This window comes from Cellvibrio sp. UBA7661 (assembly GCA_002483365.1).
Lineage (GTDB): Bacteria > Pseudomonadota > Gammaproteobacteria > Pseudomonadales > Cellvibrionaceae > Cellvibrio.
Window position 1 is genome coordinate 270,033 of the sequence record DLHT01000011.1, and the last position, 21,246, is coordinate 291,278.

Annotated in this window: 19 protein-coding genes; 18 read left to right on the forward strand and 1 reads right to left on the reverse strand. The window is 47.1% G+C overall.

Features of this window, described 5'->3' with window-relative positions; all coding sequences use genetic code 11:
- The 5 genes from secF to B2739_RS10020 all read left to right on the forward strand — a co-directional run bounded on the left by secF (window position 1) and on the right by B2739_RS10020 (window position 8,407).
- Window positions 1-1,161, forward strand: coding sequence for a protein translocase subunit SecF (gene secF / locus B2739_RS10000; protein WP_331345717.1), 1,161 nt, complete (start codon window positions 1-3; stop codon window positions 1,159-1,161).
- A gap of 156 nt (window positions 1,162-1,317) precedes the next feature.
- Window positions 1,318-3,324 (forward strand): PAS domain-containing hybrid sensor histidine kinase/response regulator, encoded by a 2,007-nt coding sequence (locus B2739_RS10005; RefSeq protein ID WP_331345718.1) that lies wholly within the window; start codon window positions 1,318-1,320, stop codon window positions 3,322-3,324.
- Window positions 3,325-3,546: 222 nt separating this feature from the next.
- The gene (locus B2739_RS10010; protein WP_331345719.1) at window positions 3,547-4,695 is read left to right on the forward strand and encodes an efflux RND transporter periplasmic adaptor subunit; all 1,149 of its coding nucleotides are present in this window, start codon (window positions 3,547-3,549) and stop codon (window positions 4,693-4,695) included.
- A 5-nt stretch (window positions 4,696-4,700) separates the two neighbouring features.
- Entirely contained in the window at window positions 4,701-7,835 is a 3,135-nt protein-coding gene (locus tag B2739_RS10015) for an efflux RND transporter permease subunit (RefSeq protein ID WP_331345720.1), read from the forward strand.
- Entirely contained in the window at window positions 7,832-8,407 is a 576-nt protein-coding gene (locus tag B2739_RS10020; RefSeq protein ID WP_331345721.1) for a helix-turn-helix domain-containing protein, read from the forward strand. The genes B2739_RS10015 and B2739_RS10020 overlap by 4 nt, the downstream gene beginning before the upstream one ends.
- A 71-nt stretch (window positions 8,408-8,478) precedes the next feature.
- Here the strand turns inward: B2739_RS10020 and B2739_RS10025 are convergent, their stop codons facing one another.
- Window positions 8,479-9,282, reverse strand: coding sequence for an inositol monophosphatase family protein (locus B2739_RS10025; protein WP_331345722.1), 804 nt, complete (start codon window positions 9,280-9,282; stop codon window positions 8,479-8,481).
- Window positions 9,283-9,548: 266 nt separating this feature from the next.
- Here B2739_RS10025 and trmJ point away from each other — a divergent pair, with 266 nt between their 5' ends.
- From trmJ to pilW, 13 genes are all read left to right on the forward strand, one after another.
- Window positions 9,549-10,403, forward strand: coding sequence for a tRNA (cytosine(32)/uridine(32)-2'-O)-methyltransferase TrmJ (trmJ, locus tag B2739_RS10030; protein WP_331345723.1), 855 nt, complete (start codon window positions 9,549-9,551; stop codon window positions 10,401-10,403).
- A gap of 163 nt (window positions 10,404-10,566) precedes the next feature.
- Entirely contained in the window at window positions 10,567-11,055 is a 489-nt protein-coding gene (gene iscR / locus B2739_RS10035; RefSeq protein WP_331345724.1) for a Fe-S cluster assembly transcriptional regulator IscR, read from the forward strand.
- 39 nt (window positions 11,056-11,094) lie between these two features.
- Window positions 11,095-12,255 (forward strand): aminotransferase class V-fold PLP-dependent enzyme, encoded by a 1,161-nt coding sequence (locus B2739_RS10040; RefSeq protein ID WP_331345725.1) that lies wholly within the window; start codon window positions 11,095-11,097, stop codon window positions 12,253-12,255.
- Window positions 12,256-12,295: 40 nt separating this feature from the next.
- Window positions 12,296-13,732 carry a Fe-S cluster assembly protein SufB gene (sufB, locus tag B2739_RS10045; protein ID WP_331345726.1) on the forward strand — a complete coding sequence of 479 codons (1,437 nt, stop codon included), beginning with the start codon at window positions 12,296-12,298 and terminating at the stop codon, window positions 13,730-13,732.
- A 73-nt stretch (window positions 13,733-13,805) separates the two neighbouring features.
- Complete coding sequence (gene sufC, locus B2739_RS10050; protein ID WP_414633224.1) at window positions 13,806-14,546, forward strand: Fe-S cluster assembly ATPase SufC; 741 nt, start codon at window positions 13,806-13,808, stop codon at window positions 14,544-14,546.
- Between the two features lie 2 nt (window positions 14,547-14,548).
- Window positions 14,549-15,871, forward strand: a complete 1,323-nt coding sequence (gene sufD, locus B2739_RS10055; RefSeq protein ID WP_331345728.1) for a Fe-S cluster assembly protein SufD — start codon at window positions 14,549-14,551, stop codon at window positions 15,869-15,871.
- Window positions 15,864-17,138 (forward strand): cysteine desulfurase, encoded by a 1,275-nt coding sequence (locus B2739_RS10060; protein ID WP_331345729.1) that lies wholly within the window; start codon window positions 15,864-15,866, stop codon window positions 17,136-17,138. Before sufD ends, B2739_RS10060 begins: the two co-directional genes overlap by 8 nt.
- Window positions 17,139-17,171: 33 nt before the next feature.
- On the forward strand, window positions 17,172-17,531 hold the full coding sequence (locus tag B2739_RS10065; RefSeq protein ID WP_331345730.1) for an iron-sulfur cluster assembly accessory protein: 360 nt from the start codon (window positions 17,172-17,174) through the stop codon (window positions 17,529-17,531).
- Between the two features lie 56 nt (window positions 17,532-17,587).
- A complete protein-coding gene (sufT, locus tag B2739_RS10070) occupies window positions 17,588-18,124 on the forward strand; it encodes a putative Fe-S cluster assembly protein SufT (protein ID WP_331345731.1) in 537 nt (178 codons plus the stop codon).
- 36 nt (window positions 18,125-18,160) lie between these two features.
- Complete coding sequence (locus B2739_RS10075; RefSeq protein ID WP_049630118.1) at window positions 18,161-18,583, forward strand: SufE family protein; 423 nt, start codon at window positions 18,161-18,163, stop codon at window positions 18,581-18,583.
- A 164-nt stretch (window positions 18,584-18,747) separates the two neighbouring features.
- The gene (ndk, locus tag B2739_RS10080; protein WP_331345732.1) at window positions 18,748-19,173 is read left to right on the forward strand and encodes a nucleoside-diphosphate kinase; all 426 of its coding nucleotides are present in this window, start codon (window positions 18,748-18,750) and stop codon (window positions 19,171-19,173) included.
- 57 nt (window positions 19,174-19,230) lie between these two features.
- Window positions 19,231-20,409 (forward strand): 23S rRNA (adenine(2503)-C(2))-methyltransferase RlmN, encoded by a 1,179-nt coding sequence (rlmN, locus tag B2739_RS10085; protein ID WP_331345733.1) that lies wholly within the window; start codon window positions 19,231-19,233, stop codon window positions 20,407-20,409.
- 23 nt (window positions 20,410-20,432) lie between these two features.
- Entirely contained in the window at window positions 20,433-21,224 is a 792-nt protein-coding gene (gene pilW / locus B2739_RS10090) for a type IV pilus biogenesis/stability protein PilW (RefSeq protein ID WP_331345734.1), read from the forward strand.
- Window positions 21,225-21,246 lie beyond the last annotated feature (22 nt).

Here is a 21,246-nt window from a genome sequence, read left to right on the forward strand (position 1 = left end):
ATGACTAAGGAATTACGTGTTATTGATTTTATGGGGGTGAGACATTACACCTCTGCCTTGTCCATCTTGATCGTCGTTATTTCTATCGCATCGTTGGCAATCAATGGCTTGAAATTGGGTTTGGACTTTACCGGCGGTACTCAATTAGAACTGTTGTTGGATAAGCCTGCTGATCTAGACAAAATTCGTGAAGTGTTGGAAGCGGAAGAGTTGAAAAGCCCGGTAGCCGTGCTGTTTGGTTCTGAGCAGGAAGTAATGATCCGCACTCAAGATCAAATGAAAGAAAAAGCGCAACAGAAATTGAGCAGCGTGATTTCAGGTTTGGGATCTGGAGCAGCACTTGAAGCAATAGAACGCCCAAGACGCGAATTGGAAGGTTTTGCTGATACCTTGGTATTGACTAATGTCAGTAGCGAAATCGTGTCGCAAAAAAACCTGTTTCCCGCGGCTGATTATGGCCGTGTGGATTACCAACAGCGAGATGGTAAAACCCTGGTCACTATAGAAAACCCTATTGAGTCGGTTTATTTGCGTCGTATTATTTCCGATATAGAAAAAGCTACTGACAGTCAAATTCAATTGCGTAGCAGTGAATTTGTTGGGCCACAAATTGGTGATGAACTGCGCGATCAGGGTGGTTTAGGATTGTTGGTTGCGTTTGCATTGGTCTTTTTGTACGTTGCTGTGCAGTTCCAATGGAAGTTTTCGATTGGTGCAATTATTGGGTTGATTCATGATGTCATTGTTACCTTGGGCTTTTTTGCGTTTTTTCATTGGGACTTTGATCTGACTGTGCTTGCAGCGATACTTGCACTCATAGGTTACTCTATCAATGACACTATCGTTATATATGACCGCATTCGTGAGAATTTCCGTATCCTGCGCAAAATGCATCCGCATGAGGTGATCAACATTTCAATCTCCCAGACTTTAGGTCGGACTATCATGACCTCAGTATCAGTATTTATTGTATTGTTCTGTCTGTATTTTATTGCAGGAGAGACGCTGCAAGGTTTTGCATTGGCATTGATCATTGGTATTGTTGCTGGTACTTACTCATCGGTTTATATCTGTGCCAATATCACTGCGGCACTCGGGATCACCAAAGAGGATTTGATGCCGAAAGTGCGCGACGAAAATGAAGCGCAAGAAACTCCTTGATGAGTGTACTTTTCTAAACAACAACAGCGCCTCAAGGCGCTGTTGTTGTTTGTGGTGTTTGGATTTTTTCGACATTGTGTAATCAGTTGATCTCAGCTATCGTCAACTCACCTTTTTATTCTCCTGTCTCCATTTTTCCATCATTAATGGGATTTTATGATCGAGCACATTAGCTTTAACCCTTCGCTACAACAGAGTGATGACATTGAGCTGTTGCGTGAAACTGTTGGCCGCTTCCAGCGTATTTTCAATGGTAGCGGTTATGGTTTTTGGGAGTGGAACCTGCAAACCCAGCATATTGAATGGTCGGGTGGTTTTTGGGAGCGATTGGGGTATGGCACCGAGGATGCAGAAAATATCAGTGATGCGGCCAAAGTGCTGACGTTCATGCACCCGGATGACCGTGAGTTCGCGATCGAAGCGGCGCGCCAGCACTTGCGGACGGGAAAACCTTTGGATGTGTCTTATCGTATCCAGACTAAAAATGGCAGTTACATCTGGACGCAAGTGCGAGCCGATTCCTTACGTGACGCGCAAGGGCGCGCCACGATTATGTCCGGAGTCAATTTTGATATCACCGAGATTAAAAAAGTGGAGGCAGCACTGCGCGAAAGTGAGGCGCGTCAGGTGCGCATTATCCAGGCATCAAGTGACGGGATTTGGGAGTGGTATGCGGATCGTGGAGGCTTTCATTTTTCACATCGCTGCTGGGAGCTGCTGGGTTACGATGATCTTGATGATGTACTGACAGAGGGTGAAGATCGCCTCAAAATTTGGCGCAAGCATATTTACCCGCAAGATTTGGCCAAATTTGATAATGCCTTGGTTGAGCATATGGCAGGGCGTGCTCCTTTTGATGTGGAGTACCGGCTTATTAGCACACATGGGGAGATTCGTTGGATCCGCGGCCGTGGTCGCGCAGTATTCAATGAGAAAGGGCAACCGATCATGATGTCGGGTAGCAATATGGATATCACGGAAGTTAAACGCGCAGAAGAGCGGGTTATTCAGGCAAAAGAACAGGCCGAACAGGCGAATCGAGCCAAGTCAGAGTTTTTATCGAGCATGAGCCATGAATTGCGCACACCGCTCAATGCAATTCTCGGTTACACCCAGCTGTTTGAATATGACGGCAATTTAAAATCGCAACAAATTGATAACGTGCGTGAAATCCGCAAGGCGGGCGAACATCTTTTACAGCTGATTAATGATGTGCTGGATCTGGCGAAAATCGAATCGGGCAGCATGACCGTCTCCTTGGAGCCAGTGTTGGTATCGCGCTTGATTGTGGAATGTTTTACGTTGGTTCAGCCGCAAGCAGATGCCAAAGGAATTCGCCTTGTGTCATCGCTTGCCGAGTTCGCCAATACTTATGTCATTGCCGACCATGTGCGTTTCAAACAAGCACTGCTGAATTTGCTGAGCAATGCAGTGAAATACAATCATGTTGGTGGTGAGGTAGAAGTGAAGCTGGTAAGTCAGCCCGGGCAGCAATTGCGTATCAGTGTGCGCGATACCGGGCGAGGTATTCCGTTGCAACGCCAACATGAGGTGTTCCAGCCATTTAATCGCCTGAGTGCTGAAAACACTACGATTGAAGGTTCTGGAGTTGGCTTGGTGATTACCAAACAACTGGTTGAAATGATGCAGGGAAAGCTCGATTTCACCAGTGCCGAAGGAATCGGTACTACCTTCTGGATTGATTTCCCTATGGCATCGGAATGGAATGCTGATACCGTGATTCGCAGTCCATCCAGTAAGGATTACAGTCCCGCAGTGCTTCAGGTAAAGCGCCGTTGTAAAGTCCTGTATGTGGAAGACAATCCCACCAATATTCGATTATTACAGCAAGTATTTGCCCGTTACCCGCAACTGGATTTGGACATTGCTGAAGAGGCTTTTCTGGGTATTTACAAAGCGCGCAGTCAACAGCCTGACTTGATTATTCTCGATATCAACTTGCCTGGTATGGATGGTTATGAAGTGCTTGCGGTGCTGAAAAATGATCCGACCACCAGTCAAATTCCCGTGTTGGGCCTGTCCGCGAATGCCATGCCTTACGATGTCGAGCGTGGACGTAATTCAGGCTTTTATGATTACCTTACCAAACCAGTTGATATTCATCATCTGATCGATGCATTTAATAAATTACTGCACGATTAATTCCCCCTTTGATATTTGTTCTTCATCTTCAGACTCTCTTTTGTTTTTTCTGACAGAAGAGGGAATCGCCTGACTGTTTAATGGTTTGTTCACAATCGTTAACTAGTGCAAATGTAAGTGGTTTTGCTCTCGCGGCAGCTTATTATTTCAAAATGAACATTTGTTCATTTTGAGCAAGAGGCGCTAGCCTGTGTCGATCATTTTGTTGTGAGGAGTAGAACAATGCGTTCATTAGTGGGATTTGGGGCAATATTTACCATAGGTGTTATGGGGTTGGCGCTGTCAGCATGTGACACTAAAACTGCGGCACCTGCCGTGCAGCCAACACCAGAAGTAGGTGTGATTACCCTGGCTACATCGGATGTTCCGCTGATGGCAGATTTACCCGGACGAACCTCTGCTTACCGCAAAGCAGAGGTGCGCCCGCAGGTCAGTGGAATAATCCAAAAGCGATTATTTGTTGAAGGCGCTGAGATCAAAGCTGGTGAGCCTTTATATCAAATCGACCCGGCAACCTATGAGGCAGCCCACAATAGTGCTAAAGCTGAATTAGCCCGCGCCGAGGCCAATTTGGCAGCAGCTGCTGCTAGAGAATCGCGCTATAAAAATCTGGTGGCGATCAAAGCGATTAGTCAACAGGATTACGATGATGCGCTAGCTAATTTAGGTCAATCCAAGGCGAATGTCGCAGCAGCCAAAGCAGCGGTTGACGCGGCACGTATCAATCTGAAATATACCCAGGTATTGGCTCCGATTGGTGGTGTGATAAGTAAATCCTCCGTTACCGAAGGCGCGTTAGTGAATGCAGGCCAGGCTGAGGTGTTGGCAAGTATCCTTCAGCTAGATCCTATTTATGTTGATGTTTCCCAATCTGCCGAAGAGTTGTTGCAGCTGCGCCGCGATGTGCTCAAAGGGGATGTTGCTATTGCAAAATCAGCCAAGGTGCGGTTGGTGCTGGATGATGGTTCCATTTATGAACACGAAGGCAGTCTGCAGTTTGCTGAAGTGGGCGTAAACGAATCAACAGGTTCCGTCACATTGCGCGCCCAATTTCCCAATCCTGATCGTCTGTTGTTACCCGGTATGTTTGTTCGCACCCATCTCGAAGAGGGCGTGCGCACCAATGCGCTTTTGGCTCCGCAACAGGGAATTACTCGCGACCGTTCTGGCAACGCCAGTGCAATGGTCGTTAACGCTGAAGGCATAGTTGAAGTTCGTCAGCTCAAAACTGCTCGCTCGGTAGGTGACCAATGGATCGTATTGGAAGGTTTGGCGGTGGGCGATCAAGTCATCGTTGAAGGTTTGCAAAAAGTAAAACCAGGTGCGCCTGTAAAAGCGGTGCCTGCGTCAAATAGCAAGGCCGGGGAGTAAAGATTATGGCGAGGTTTTTTATTGATCGCCCGGTTTTTGCCTGGGTTATTTCCATCATTATTATGCTGGCAGGTGCACTGTCTATTTTTAAATTGCCCATCGCCCAGTATCCGGAAGTTGCACCGCCCTCGGTTAGCATTAGTGCTAACTACCCAGGAGCTTCTGCACAAACGGTGCAGGATACGGTTATCCAGATTATCGAGCAGGGACTCACCGGGATTGATAATGTCCAATACATGTCATCGACCAGCGAGTCGAGTGGCCGCGGTGAAGTAACACTGACATTCCTCGCGGGAACTGATCCGGATATTGCCCAAGTACAGGTGCAAAACAAATTGCAAACCTCAATGCCATTGTTGCCGCAAGAAGTTCAGCAACAAGGCATTCGTGTGACGAAATCATCTGCCGGGTTCTTGATGGTTATCGGATTTGTATCTTCCGATGGGAAGATGGATAAATACGATATCGCTGACTATGTCGCTGCTAACGTGCAGGATCAATTAAGCCGTGTAAATGGTGTGGGGCAAATCCAATTATTTGGTTCGCAGTATGCGATGCGTATTTGGTTGGATGCCAACAAACTTGCAACCTATAACCTCACAACGGCTGATGTAGCGACGCAAATTCGTGCGCAAAATGCGCAAATTGCTGCAGGCGAATTGGGCGGTACGCCAGCATTGCCGGGTCAGCAAATTAACGCCAGCATCGTGGTACAAACCCGGTTGTCTACACCGGAAGAGTTCCGCAATATTTTATTGCGCGTAAATCAGGATGGATCACAAGTTCGTTTGGGCGATGTCGCGCGTGTTGAACTCGGCGGTGAAAATTATCAATTTGAAACCGAATACAACAATCGCCCTGCTGCGGGGGTTGCAGTCACCTTGGCGGCGGGTGCGAATGCGCTGGATACGGCTGATGCCGTGCGCAAACGTATTGGCGAACTTTCAAGTTTCTTTCCACAAGGTCTGGAAATTGTTTATCCCTATGACACAACACCATTCGTAAAACTATCTATTGAAGCAGTAGTGAAAACACTCATCGAGGCCATCATTCTGGTGTTCCTGGTGATGTATTTATTCCTGCAAAATTTCCGCGCGACATTAATTCCAACGATTGCCGTTCCGGTAGTACTGCTGGGAACTTTTGCCATCCTGCAAGCTTTCGGTTTCTCAATTAATACCTTAACCATGTTTGCGATGGTGCTTGCGATTGGTTTGTTGGTAGATGATGCGATTGTGGTGGTGGAAAACGTTGAGCGGGTGATGGCGGAAGAGGGGCTTTCACCACTTGAAGCGACGCGTAAATCCATGCAGCAAATTACCGGTGCATTGATTGGTATTGCGTTGGTACTGTCAGCGGTATTTGTGCCTATGGCATTTTTTGGTGGTTCAACGGGCGTTATTTATCGTCAGTTCTCGATCACTATTGTGTCGGCAATGGTGTTATCGGTCGTCGTTGCACTGACATTAACACCTGCGCTCTGCGCAACGTTACTGAAACCGGTAAAGCATGATCACTATGAAAAAGGGGGCTTCTTCGGTTGGTTTAATCGCAACTTCAATCGTGCAACCGATAAATACCAAAGTGGCGTTAGCTCTATGCTGGGAAAAACCAAGCGCTACATGGTGATTTACGCTGCCATTATTGTTGTACTGGGTTTTTTGTTCACGCGTTTACCAAGTTCTTTTTTGCCGGATGAAGATCAAGGCATTATGTTTACGCTGATGACATTGCCGGTGGGTGCAACCAAAGAGCGTTCTATTGGTGTAATGGATCAGATTGAAAAACATTATCTTGAAAATGAAAAAGACAATGTTCGCTCTGTGTTTTCTGTTATTGGATTCAGCTTCAGTGGTCGCGGCCAAAACAACGGAATGGCGTTTGTGGGTTTGAAAGATTGGAGTGAGCGTACCGATGAATCACAACATGTGCAAAGTATTGCCGGGCGCGCAATGGGTGCATTTTCAAAAATCAAAGATGCGATGGTATTTCCCGCTGTTCCGCCAGCCATTACCCAATTAGGTACTTCATCCGGATTTAATTTGCAATTGCAGGACTTGGGTGGCTTGGGGCATGAAGCATTGATGAATGCGCGCAATCAGTTTTTAGGAATGGCTGCACAAGACCGGCGCTTGGTCGGTGTTCGTCCCAACGGGCAGGAAGATAATCCGCAATTTAAATTGGATGTCGATCAGGAGAAGGTCGCAGCCTTGGGTATTTCTTTATCCGATGTAAATAATATTTTCTCTACAGCCTGGGCTGCATCTTACGTCAATGATTTCATCGATAACGGCCGTGTGAAAAAAGTGTATATCCAGGGGGATGCGCAATATCGCATGTTGCCGGAGGATGTAAAAAATTGGTATGTGCGTAACAACCAAAATGAAATGGTTCCGTTTTCTGCATTTACCTCTGGCCGTTGGATTTACGGCTCACCACGGCTTGAGCGTTACAACGGTGTTCCTTCCATCAATATTATTGGCCAAGGTGCACCGGGCATCAGCTCGGGTGATGCGATGCTGGCAGTAGAAGAAATGATCGCAAAACTCCCGCAGGGTATTGGATATCAATGGACGGGAATGTCGTTTCAGGAGCGTGAGTCTGGTGATCAGGCACCACTACTGTATGCGTTGTCGATTTTGATTGTGTTCCTCTGTCTTGCTGCACTTTATGAGAGTTGGTCGGTGCCGTTTGCGGTGATTTTGGTAGTGCCGCTGGGTATTATCGGCGCAGTGCTATTTGCGATGGGGCGCGGTTTATCCAACGACGTTTATTTCCAGGTTGGCCTGTTAACCACAATTGGCTTGGCGGCAAAAAATGCGATCTTGATTGTTGAATTTGCTAAATCCCTTTACGAAGACGGTATGGGGTTGGTTGAGGCAACAATGGAGGCTGTGCGTATGCGCTTGCGTCCAATCATTATGACCTCGCTCGCATTTATGCTCGGTGTAACGCCTCTAGTGTTAAGCTCCGGCGCTGGTTCTGGTAGCCAAAATGCAATTGGTACCGGTGTCTTTGGTGGAATGTTCTCGGCAACGGTATTGGCTATTTTCTTTGTGCCAGTCTTTTTTGTTGTCGTGTTCCGTTTGGCGAAACGATGGTTTCCCTCCGCTCCGGTTGTCAGTGAGTCAGAAAAATGATGAGCAAATGCGAACAGATTCTTGATGCTACTTTGCATTTGTTGGCGCATCGCGGGTTTCATGGATTTTCCATCCGCGATGTTGCCAAAGAATCCGGTGTGGCAACGGGAACAATTTATTTATATTTTGAAGACCGCGAGGATTTGATCAAACAATTACATGGTCAAATTATTGAGCGTGTTGCGCATCAAGTATTTGCAGAGAGTACAGTGGAGGCGGATCTGTTCCAACAATTCCGGCGTATGTGTTCGAGCTTTTGGGCGCTTTTTTTGCAAAAGCCGGCCATTGTATTGAGCAAGGGGCAGTTTGATCACTTGCCTCCGGATGTGCTGCGCAGCCGACATGAGGAGTCGCAGTTAGTGCTGGAGCCGCTATTCACCTTTTTTTCACGCGGGCGAGAACAAAAAATTCTCAAGGACTTGCCCGATGAAATTTTATTTTCGCTTGGCTTTGAACCTTACTTTGAGATTGCGCGCAAAACTATGCAGGGAATCATCAGTATTGATGAAGCTATGCTGGAGAACATTATTCTCGCCAGCTGGGATTCTATCTCGGTAAAAAAGATGGTTTAGTTTTACCTGTCAGTTGAAATAAAAACGGCGAGCATTGCTCGCCGTTTTTATTGTTGCCCCTGTGCTGCTGATTATTTCAGGTGGCCAAGATTTTTTTGCACGACTTGCAGGATCGGTTTAAACACCTTGGGTGATCCGCACACAATATGGCCTGTCTGCAAATAATCTGCACCACCATTAAAATCGCTTACCAATCCACCTGCTTCTTTGACCAGCAAAATTCCGCCTGCGATGTCCCACTCGTTCAAATTCATTTCCCAAAATGCATCAAAGCGGCCTGCAGCCACATACGCCAGATCCAGAGCCGCTGAACCACAACGACGAATACCGGAGGTCTGTCCGGCAATTTCCTGTACACATGCCAAATAGGGGCCGATGTGTTCCAGTGCATAACCGCTGAAAGGAATGCCAGTACCGATTAGCGCACCTTCAAGGCCGCGACGGTTTGATACGCGTAAGCGACGGCCATTGAGCGCCGCGCCGCGGCCACGGCTCGCGGTAAATTCTTCGCGTTTGACGGGATCAATCACAACGGCGTGTTCAATCTGGCCTTTGTATTTGCACGCAATGGAAATAGAGAAGTGCGGAACACCGTGAATAAAATTGGTGGTGCCATCGAGCGGATCAATGATCCATTCGTAATCAGAGTTTTTGCCGGGTTGGGAGCCACCTTCTTCGCCGTGGAAACTGTGGTCAGGATAGGCTTTGCGGAGGTGATAGATGATTTCTTTTTCAGCCGCTTTGTCCACTTCGGTGACGAAGTCATTGCGACTTTTGGTCTCGATGGTGAGCAGGTCAACGCGTTCAAACGCACGTTCAATTAATTCTGCAGCTTTGCGACCAGCGCGCAAAGCGATGTTAATCATGGGTTCCATAAAGCACCGGAATTGAGGGTTTACTGAATAACCAGAATGCGATGAGTTGACCTTGCGGCACTCAGTCGAGAATCAGGGGTTGTAAAAGAACGGGGTCGCAGGCGGCATAAGCGCCTCACACCAAGGGCGCGCAGTATAGCGGCAAGCGCTTTCGGCGGCTAGCCATAACTGGAGGCAAATCCTGTGTGTCTGTATACTGCGCGCCTTTTTAAATGAACTGCCATCTGAATGCACGTTTCGGGCGGCACTAACATCAGGGTTTCCCCATGTCTGTACCATCTTCAGAGTCCTCATCCGCCCAGCCTTTTGCCAATATCCGTATCGTTTTGGTGAATACCAGTCATCCTGGCAACATCGGCGGCACTGCGCGGGCGATGAAAAATATGGGGTTGTCACGATTGTATCTGGTGTCACCGCAGGATTTTCCATCTGACAAAGCGGTATGGCGCTCGGCTGGTGCAACAGATGTGCTCGACAATGCGGTGGTTGTGGAAACGCTGGATGAAGCTATCGCCGGTTGTGGTTTGGTTGTCGGTACCAGTGCTCGCGAGCGCCGTATTCCCTGGCCATTGCTCGATCCACGCAAGTGCGGTGAAAGTGTATGGGCGGAAGCGGCCAATCATGAGGTGGCGGTGGTGTTTGGGCGTGAAGATCGCGGCCTTACCAATGAAGAGCTTTATAAGTGCAATTATCACGTGCATATCCCTGCTAATCCTGATTACAGCTCGCTTAATCTGGCGACAGCGGTGCAGGTGATTTGTTACGAAATCCGTATGGCGTATTTACTTGCCGCAGAGGGGAATACCTTGCCCCAATTCCAGTGGGATATGCCTCCGGCGGAGCCTAATGCCATGGAAATGTATTACGGACATTTGGAGCAAACGCTTGTAGAACTGGATTTTCTGGATCGCGATAACCCCAAACAGACCATGACCCGACTGCGTCGCCTATACAATCGTATACGTATGGACCAGATGGAGCTGAATATCCTGCGTGGTGTTCTGACGGCGATGCAGAACTATATACATTACAGCGGTAAAGTAATGCGCAAGATCGGCAAGGCGCCGGGCTTGGAATCCATGCGCGAACTGACTAAAGACGATAAGCCAGCAGACCAATAGGATTGATGGTTATTGTGACGTGTCGGGCGCTGGAAAATTGACCGTTGGAAAAGCTGTAATACTTGAGTAAAATACTCGGAATTAGCATCGCTGCTGCATTTGCGGGTTATTTCCCGTTGGGAGTGGTGCGCTACACCGGGATTTTGCAGCGAGGCACACCCGCATGAGACTTACCACCAAAGGCCGTTATGCCGTTACCGCGATGCTGGATTTGGCGCTTCATAGCGACCAAGGCCCGGTCAGTCTGGCGGACATTTCCCAGCGCCAAGGTATCTCTTTGTCTTACCTTGAACAATTGTTTGCGCGTTTACGCCATTTCAAGTTGGTAAAGAGCGTGCGCGGCCCCGGCGGCGGATATCGTTTGATGTCCAGTGCTGCCGAGGTTTCAGTTGCGCAGGTGGTAGATGCGGTGAGTGAATCGCTCGATGCAACCCGCTGTGAAGGTAAAGGTAACTGCCATGAAGGTGAGGTCTGTTTGACGCATCATTTATGGGAGGATCTCAGTGCGCAGATCCACCGGTTTTTAAGTGAAATTACGCTGGCTGATCTGGTGGCGCGCAACGATATACAAACAGTCAGCAGACGTCAGGATATGCGTCTTGTTAATACTCACTGCGATGAAACCCATATCGCGGTGAGTGAAATTCTCTAAACAATTGTTTATCTACAACATCCCAAGGTAATGACTGTTTTGCGCAAACCCGTTTATTTGGATTACGCAGCCACTACACCTGTGGCTCCTGATGTGGCTGCGCGTATGGCACAGTGCCTGACAATGGATGGTGTCTTTGCCAATCCTGCATCCCGTTCGCATATTTATGGTTGGCAGGCGGAAGAAGTCGTTGAAGAAGCGCGTGCGCAGGTTGCCAGCCTTATCAATGCCGATACGCGCGAAATCGTGTGGACTAGCGGTGCAACCGAGGCCAACAATCTGGCGCTAAAAGGAATAGCAGAAACCTATCGCGCTACTCATGCCCAAGGCGGCCACATTATCGTCTCGGCAATTGAACACAAGGCTGTGCTCGATCCTGCCATATGGCTTGAGTCACAGGGCTTTCGTGTCACTCGTTTGCAACCGGGTAGCGATGGGATTATCACTGCAGCTGGGTTAGAAGCCGCATTCCAGGATGATACTTTTCTCGTCAGTATTATGCTCGTCAACAATGAGTTGGGCTGTATCAATGATGTGAAAAATTTAGTCGACGTATGTAAAGCGCGCGGCATTTTATTTCACTGCGACGCCGCACAAGCGGTAGGAAAAATCGACGTTGATGTAAAAAAGCTGGGTGTGGATTTGTTGTCGCTGTCTGCGCACAAATTTTATGGTCCCAAAGGTGTGGGGGCGCTTTATGTCCGCCGCGCAGGTGAAGTGAGGGTGGCTGCACAAATTCATGGCGGTGGGCATGAGCGCGCTATGCGTTCCGGCACCTTGGCAACGCATCAATTAATGGGTATCGGCACAGCTGCCCAGCTAACTGCTGAACAACTTGCACAGGATTCTGCCCGTATTACGCAATTGCGTGATCGCTTATGGCAAGGTATTGCGGATCTTCCGGGGGTTGTCCGCAATGGTTCCAGTACCCAGTGTGTAAGCGGCATTTTAAATGTTGCCTTTGGAAAAATAGATGGCGAAATGTTGCTGCTGTCGTTACGGGATTTAGCGGTTTCCAGTGGTTCTGCATGTAATTCAGCCACTATGTCTCCGAGTTATGTGCTGAAGGCAATCGGATTGAGTGATGAACATGCCCAGGCATCGTTACGTTTCAGCATAGGCCGTTACACCACTGCCGATGAAATTGAATTTGCGATTGAACACTTACGAAGTGTTATCGCCAAGCTGAACAAGGCTTGATGCTGTGCATCGAGATTGTTGTAAAACAAGGTAAATACCCATGTCTGAACAAGTCGAACAGCTCATTAAAAAAGAATACGCGGCTGGTTTTCACACCGCGATTGATTCTGAAACCCTGCCGCCCGGGTTGAATGAAGATGTGATCCGTTTTATTTCGGCAAAAAAGAATGAGCCGGAATGGCTGTTGGAATGGCGTCTTAAGGCGTACCAAGCTTGGCTGGAAATGACCGAGCCGGAATGGGCGCACGTTAAGTACGACGATATCGACTTTCAAGCGGTTTCCTATTATTCCGCGCCCAAATCGATGGATGAAAAACCAAAAAGTCTGGATGAAGTTGATCCGGAACTATTGCGCACCTACGAAAAGCTCGGCATCCCCTTGCATGAACAGGCGGCGCTGGCAGGCGTTGCAATGGATGTGGTATTTGATTCTGTTTCTGTTGTCACCACATTCCGCGAAAAGCTAATGGAAGCCGGTGTGATTTTTTGCTCTATCAGCGAAGCGGTACAGAAATATCCTGAGTTGGTAAAAAAATATATTGGCTCAGTCGTGCCACAAAAAGACAACTATTACGCAGCGCTCAATTCTGCGGTATTTTCCGATGGCTCTTTTGTGTACATCCCGAAAGGTGTGCGCTGCCCAATGGAATTGTCTACATATTTCCGGATCAACGAACAAAATACCGGTCAGTTCGAGCGCACGCTGATTGTGGCCGATGAAGGTTCGCACGTCAGCTATTTAGAAGGGTGCACCGCGCCCATGCGTGATGAAAATCAATTGCATGCTGCGGTAGTTGAGTTGATTGCGCTTGATAACGCTGAAATTAAATACTCCACCGTACAAAACTGGTATCCGGGCAACGAAGAAGGCAAGGGCGGTATTTACAACTTTGTAACCAAGCGCGGTGTGTGTCATACCAACGCCAAAATTTCCTGGACGCAAGTGGAGACCGGTTCTGCAGTCACTTGGAAATATCCGAGTTGTATATTGCGTGGTGATAACAGTGTTGGCGAGTTTTACTCTGTCGCACTCACTAATAATTACCAGCAAGCCGATACCGGAACCAAGATGATCCACATCGGTAAAAACACCAAATCCACAATTATCTCCAAAGGAATTTCCGCAGGAAAAAGTTCCAATGCATACCGTGGTCTTGTGCGCATTAATCCCGGTGCAGAAGGTGCACGTAATTACACGCAATGCGATTCGCTGTTAATTGGTGATAAATGCGGAGCACACACTTTTCCTTACATTGAGAGCAAAAATCCAACGGCTGTCATTGAGCATGAAGCAACAACCTCCAAGGTGAGCGAAGACCAAATGTTCTTGTGCCAGCAGCGTGGGCTCGATGCTGAAAAAGCGGTGTCCATGATTGTGAATGGGTTTTGTCGAGAAGTCTTCAAAGAATTGCCGATGGAATTCGCAGTAGAGGCAGGCAAGTTGCTGGAAGTCAGCCTTGAAGGTTCTGTGGGTTAAGAACCCAAACGATGCATTAAAAATTTAAAATTGCCGTGTTAAAAAAATTATCGGATTAAAATTTATGTTACGCATTACTGATTTGTTCGCCCGTGTTGAAGAAAAAGAAATTCTGAAAGGACTAAACTTGACTGTTAATCCAGGCGAGGTTCACGCCATTATGGGTCCAAACGGTGCTGGCAAAAGTACATTGGGTAATGTGTTGTCCGGCCGTGACGGTTATGAAGTGACTGGCGGTAGTGTCGAATTTAATGGAAAACCATTGTTTGATTTAGAAATAGAAGAGCGCGCACGTGAAGGTTTGTTTTTAGCGTTTCAATATCCGGTTGAAATCCCGGGCGTGAGCAATATGGAATTTTTAAAAGCTGCTGTGGATGCCAAGCGTAAACACAGAGGTGAAGCTGAGCTTTCGGCCGTAGAATTTATGAAAATGGCACGCGAAGCCAGTAAACGGGTAAGCCTTGATCAAGCGTTTTTAAAGCGCGGTGTAAACGAAGGCTTCTCTGGTGGAGAGAAAAAACGCAACGAAATTATGCAAATGATGTTGCTGGAGCCGAGCTTGTGCATATTGGACGAGACCGATTCCGGTTTGGATATTGACGCATTACAAGTTGTAGCCAATGGGGTGAACGCCATGCGTTCACCCGAGCGTAGTTTTATTGTTGTTACTCACTACCAGCGTTTGCTCGATTACATTGTGCCGGATTATGTTCATGTGCTGGCAAAAGGCCGTATCGTCAAAACCGGTGGTAAAGAATTGGCATTGGAACTTGAAGAAAAAGGTTACGGTTGGCTTGAGCAAGAGGCTGTATAAGCATGAGCGATTTTCAACAGCAGGCAATTAAACTCGCTGCGCAGCAAACACCGTTAAGTTGGTTGGAGCACCTACGTTCCAATGCGGCCAGTAGTTGGTTGGCACAAGCGTGGCCGACCCGTAAAACTGAACATTGGAAATATACGCCCATGCAGTTGCTGCAAAAAACGCAGTTGCAAACTTGGGGGGGCGCGCTCAACCAGGTTGACGACCGCGCATGGCAACATGAGCTTATGCCTCTGGACGCGTATCGTCTGGTGTTCGTAGATGGTGTATTTATTGAATCACTTTCAAGCGAACTGCCGGCAGCTATAGTACGTTTTTCGCAAGCGAATACAGATCAACAGGCGTTAATTAAAAAATACCTCGGCAATATCGTTGAAGGCGAGCGCCACCTGTTTGCGACACTCAATAATGCCTGGTTGGATGATGCAGTATTGATGCATGTGCCACGCAATCAGCAGCTCGATAAACCGGTGTATGTTGTTAACGTTGCGACCATGTCTGCCGCTGCCAGCAACCAACGACTATTGGTGGTGTTGGATGATAACGCGCGTGCAGAAGTGATCGAACATTACTTTTCGGTTGGAGAAGTGCAAGATAATTTTGTTAATGCGCTTACTGAAATTCATATCGGTGACAATGCATCACTGCATCATTATCGTTTGAATCTGGAAGAAGAACATTCGCAGCATATTGGTGCTGTACATGTGGACTTGCAACGCAATGCCCGTTTACGCGGATTTGCTATCGCTTTAGGTTCACGTTTGATGCGTATTGATTATCAGATGAATCATCGCGGTCAAGGTGCAGAGCTTGATTTGCAAGGTATTTATGTTCCGCGTAACCAACAAGTTGTTGATTATCACACTAATATTTGCCATTGGGTTCCGCACTGCACCTCGAATGAGGTGTTTCGCGGTATTGTGAGTGATTCTGCCCAAGCCATTTTTAATGGCCGGATTTATATCCATCAAGATGCGCAAAAAACCCTTGCTGAATTGAGCAATAAAAATTTGCTTACATCAAATAAAGCTGAAGTTAATACCAAGCCTGAATTGGAAATTTATGCTGATGATGTGAAGTGCGCTCATGGTGCTACTATCAGCCAGTTAAATGAAAATGCACGCTATTATTTGCGGAGCCGTGGCTTGTCCCGTGCAGAGGCCGATGTGATGCTCAGTTTTGGTTTTATCAATGAGTTGCTTGAGCAGATTGCCCAGCCAGTAGTGCACGATTATCTGCAGCCGCGTCTTGCAAGTTTGTTTGGTCGTGATAATAGTTTGAATGCTATTGCAAATGTTATGGAGTCATCCAATGACTGATGCAGGTTCTGATGTGAAACGTTTTGATGTGGAGTCTTTTGACGTAGAGTCTTTTGACGTAGAAAAAATCCGCGCTGACTTTCCAATCTTGCATCAACACGTAAACGGTCAGCCATTGGTCTATCTCGATAGCGCTGCTACTACACAAAAACCGAATGTAGTCATTGATGCAATCAGTGATTATTACCGCAACGATAATAGCAACGTGCATCGTGGGGCACACGCACTGGCGGATCGCGCTACAGTGAAGTTCGAGGCTGCCCGCAACAAAGTTGCTGCATTTTTAAATGCGCCGGATGCAAAGCAAATTATCTGGACTCGCGGTACTACGGAGAGTATTAATCTGGTAGCCAGTTGTTGGGGGCGAAGTAACTTAACCGCAGGCGATCGGATATTGGTTTCTGCTATGGAACACCACTCTAACATAGTACCTTGGCAATTAATTGCCGGTGCAATGGGCGCGAGTGTTGAGCCTGTTCCGGTTGATGCGACAGGTACTATCGATTTAGCCGCGTTCGAAGCCATGTTGGATGAACGCGTGAAAATGGTTTCCGTCGGACATGTGTCCAATGCGCTAGGCAGCATCAATCCGGTTGAAAAAATTATCGCACTGGCGCATGCGGCGGGCGCAAAAGTAATGGTAGATGGCGCTCAAGCAGTGAGCCATTGGGCTGTGGATGTGCAAGCACTGGATTGTGATTTTTATGCTTTTTCTGCACATAAATTATTTGGCCCGACGGGCTTGGGTGTGCTCTACGGCAAGCGTGAATTGCTTGAAGCAATGCCGCCTTATCAGGGTGGTGGAGAGATGATTGAAACGGTTAGTTTTGCCGGGACAACATTTAATCAGTTGCCATATAAATTTGAAGCGGGTACACCCGATATTGCTGGTGCAATTGGTTTTGGCGCGGCGATTGATTATCTCAACAGTATTGATCGCAAGGCAGCGGCGGCACACGAACAAGCACTGCTGGCCTATGCGGAAGAAAAAGCCCGCAATACATCAGGTATCAAACTTATTGGCACGTCTGCCAATAAAACGAGTGTGATGAGTTTTATCCTGGAAGGGGCGCATCCAGCAGATCTGGGTGTCTTATTGGATAAACAGGGTATTGCTGTGCGCACTGGCAATCACTGTGCCCAGCCTATTATGGATCAGTATGGAATTCCCGGCACAGTGCGTGCGAGTTTTAGTTTTTACAATACCTTTGCTGAGGTGGATCGCCTGTTTGCGGCGATTGAAAAAGCAAAAACATTTTTATTGTGATCGTTAATGAATTGATGTTTATCGGAGTAGGTCATGAGTATCGCTTCATTTGATCCGCAATTGGAAACCGTTTCGGTGACAGCGGCAGCTGCCGCTCATTTCAAACGTCAGTTGGATGCGAGTGAATCATCTTCCGCAGTGCGATTGAGCGTTAAGCAAAGCGGTTGTACAGGTTGGATGTATGTTGTTGATTTGGTGTCAGAAGCCAAAGCAGATGATTTACATGTGCCTTTGGATGACGGTATCGAATTGCTGGTCGATGCAAAAAGTTTATCGGTGGTCAGTGGTACGGAGATCGATTACGTCACTGAGGGGTTGAATCACCAACTTAAATTCAATAATCCACGTGTAAAAGATTATTGTGGTTGTGGCGAGAGCTTCAGTGTCAGTTGAGTTGCTTTCTTTACGCGCAATTTCGTTTGTAAAAGCGTTTTTAAAAGAGAATAGGTATGTCTGAAAGACGCATGGTGGTTGCACAGGCTGATTGTCCTGCGCGCCGTGTTCCCGACGGAACGCCACTGGTAATCCCGGAGGGCACATTTGTTACCATCACCCAGGCGCTGGGGGGTAATTACACTCTGACGTACCATGGCCAAATGGTCCGCGTAGATGGCACTGATGCTCATCTGCTGGGACTGGAGTCGACCAGCATTGAATTTCCTGCCCCTGAAGATGATCGCATTATTGAGGAGCAGGTGTGGCAGGCCTTGGGTAGTGTGTATGACCCTGAAATTCCTGTTGATTTGGTCAATCTGGGTTTAATTTACAAAGTGGGCATAGATCAATCGTCAGGGAGAGTAGATATCCAAATGACTCTGACTGCGCCCGCTTGCGGCATGGGGCCAGTTTTGGTTGGCGATGTAGAATATCGGGTGCGCTTGGTGCCCAACGTCAAGTCGGTCAAGGTAGAGCTGGTCTTTGACCCTCCATGGCAGCGCCATATGATGAGTGAAGAGGCACAGCTCCAGACGGGCATGTTTTATTGATTCAGGGCTTATCCAAGCTCCAGCCAGAGAATTCCAATGACCCAATTTGGTATAGACGTTACCGCAGATGACATTATCGAAAGTCTGGGCTTTTTCGATAATTGGGAAGAGCGTTACAAATACATTATTGACCTTGGCAAAGAATTGCCGCCGATGGATGAGCGTTTACGTACTGATGAGTATATTGTGCGGGGTTGTCAGAGCCAGGTGTGGCTGGTCGATGAATGGCGTGATGGAAAGTTGTTTTTCCTTGCCGACAGTGATGCTTTCATCGTCAAGGGGTTGCTTGGTGTTGTTTTGGCAGCATTTAATGGCAAAACCCCTGGGGAGATTCTCGTGTTTGATGTCGATGGCTATTTCAAGCAGCTGGACTTGCTTCAGCATTTGAGTTCGACCAGAGGTAATGGGCTCAAGGCGATGGTGAAGCGTATCCAGGATCGAGCAAGAAGCGTCCAATAATGGTGGATGCCCTTTAGCTGATTTTGTTTATTAATCAAATAGCTAGCATATAAAAATCACGTAAACCCGCGTATAATTCGCGGGTTTTGTATTTTGTAGGCTGTAAATCCCTTATTTGGGCCAAAAACGCCCGCAGTAACCCGCAATTGAGTATGGAGTCTCTCATGGCTGTTGAACAAACCTTATCGATCATCAAACCAGATGCCGTAAGTAAAAACCACATTGGTGAAATTGTTGCTCGTTTTGAAAAAGCAGGGCTCAAAATAGTTGCCCAGCGCATGATGTTATTGAGCCGTGCGCAAGCGGAAGGCTTTTATGCTGAACATAAAGGTCGCCCATTTTTTGAGGGCTTGGTCGATTTTATGACGTCTGGTCCTGTTGTCGTTCAAGTGCTTTCAGGTGAGAACGCGATTTTAGCCAACCGTGAATTGATGGGAGCAACTGATCCTGCCAAAGCTGCACCAGGCACTATCCGCGCTGATTTTGCCCAAGCAATTGATGCGAACGCTGTGCATGGTTCGGATTCCCCTGCGTCTGCTGCGCGGGAAATTGCGTATTTCTTTGCCAGCAACGAAATCGTTCTTCGTTAATATTTTATTGCTGTTTCTCTGTGTTGTTACACATTATGTTTGTACAGGTATTGAGCCATGACTGATGTATCCAGTTCCACTATTTCCGCGAGCGCGGTTACCGCAGAGGGCTCTGCCAAAACAAACCTGCTCGGTTTGCCTGAAGCAAAACTGGTCACTTTTTTTGAATCGATAGGTGAGAAAAAATTTCGTGCCATTCAGGTGATGAAATGGATTCATCAGCTCGGTGCAGATAACTTCGACGATATGACTAATGTAAGTAAAGCTTTGCGTGCGAAGTTAAAAGACATTGCTGAAATTCGTCTTCCAGAGGTAGTTCAACAATTCGATTCTGCTGATGGAACGCGCAAGTTTTTAATCCGGGTCAGTGGCAATAATGTGATAGAAACAGTATTTATTCCTGATGGTGATCGTGGAACGCTTTGTGTTTCATCACAAGTCGGTTGTTCGTTGGATTGTAGTTTCTGTGCAACAGGTAAGCAGGGGTTTAACCGTGACTTGACCGCTGCTGAAATCATCGGTCAAGTTTGGATTGCTGCAAAATCATTTGGGCAATTGCAACCTAATGGCCCGCGTAGCGTCACTAATGTGGTGATGATGGGCATGGGAGAGCCTTTACTCAATTTTGATAATGTTGTCGATGCGATGAATTTGATGATGCACGATAATGCGTATGGAATTTCCAAGCGCCGCGTTACATTGAGTACTTCAGGTGTGGTTCCACAATTGGATCGGCTCAGTCAATTCACTGATGCGTGCCTTGCGATTTCATTGCACGCACCTAATGACGAGCTGCGTAATGAACTGGTACCAATCAATCGCAAGTATCCTATTGCGATGCTATTGGATTCTGCCAAACGTTATATCGAAGCGATGCCCGACACCCATCGCAAGATTACGATCGAATATACATTGATTGATCAGGTAAATGATCGACCTCATCATGCACGCGAATTAGCGGAACTACTGCGTGACGTGCCGGTCAAGATAAATCTTATCCCCTTTAATCCCTTCAATCTGTCTAACTACAAACGAGTGAGTAATAACGCATTACGTAAGTTCCAGGACATTTTGATGGAAGAAGGGTATATCACCACTGTGCGGACTACGCGTGGTGACGATATTGATGCCGCTTGTGGTCAATTAGCGGGGCAGGTTAATGATGTTACCCGCCGTAGTGAACGCTACCGTGCCCAATTTGATGATGTGCAAACGGTAAAGATTGTCAGCCAATAATGTCAATTTAAATGGTGTGGGTGATGCAAATGAATAAATTTATAAAATTGCTGAAATTAACCCTTATATCTTGTGCTGCTGTCGTTGCCCTTGCGGGTTGCGTGTCTGAAACTAAAAGCAAAACTGGTAAAGCGGTTAAACAGATCAATACTGTCAAAGCACTTGAATTACATGTACAGCTAGCAAATGGATACATTGATAAAGGTAACCGGGAATCTGCCAGACATCATTTGCGCAAAGCATCTGATATAAAGAAAAACTCCCCTGAAGCTACTGAAGCTTTGGCGCGTCTTTATCAGCTGGAAGGTGAGCCCGTTTTAGCAGAAAAAACGTTTAAGCAGGCACTCAAGCTTAAGAAAAATTTTACTCTGGCAAATAACAACTACGGTGTGTTTTTATTTGGTGCAAAACGTTACGAAGAAGCGTTAGCTCAATTTGAAGTGGCCGCGAGCGACCTTGACTATGATGGGCGAGCGTTAGCGCTAGTAAATGTTGGGCGGACAGCTATTCTGTTGGGTAAAAACGAACGTGCAAAAGCCGCATTTGAACATGCATCTGTGTTGGATAGAGGAATTTCAGAGCCACTGATTGAGTTGGCGGATATAAACTTTCAACAACAAGATTATGCAGAAGCAAAAAAATATTTGGATAGATACCAATCGTTAGGTCAACAATCCGCACGCGCATTGCTGTTAGGGATACGTTTAGAGCGCATATTTGGTAACAAGGACAAAGAAGCTAGTTATTTATTGGTGTTGAAAAACCGTTTTCCTTATTCCAGAGAATATTTGGAATACAAGCAAACAATGATGTGAGTAACAGGTAAATTGATAGGCG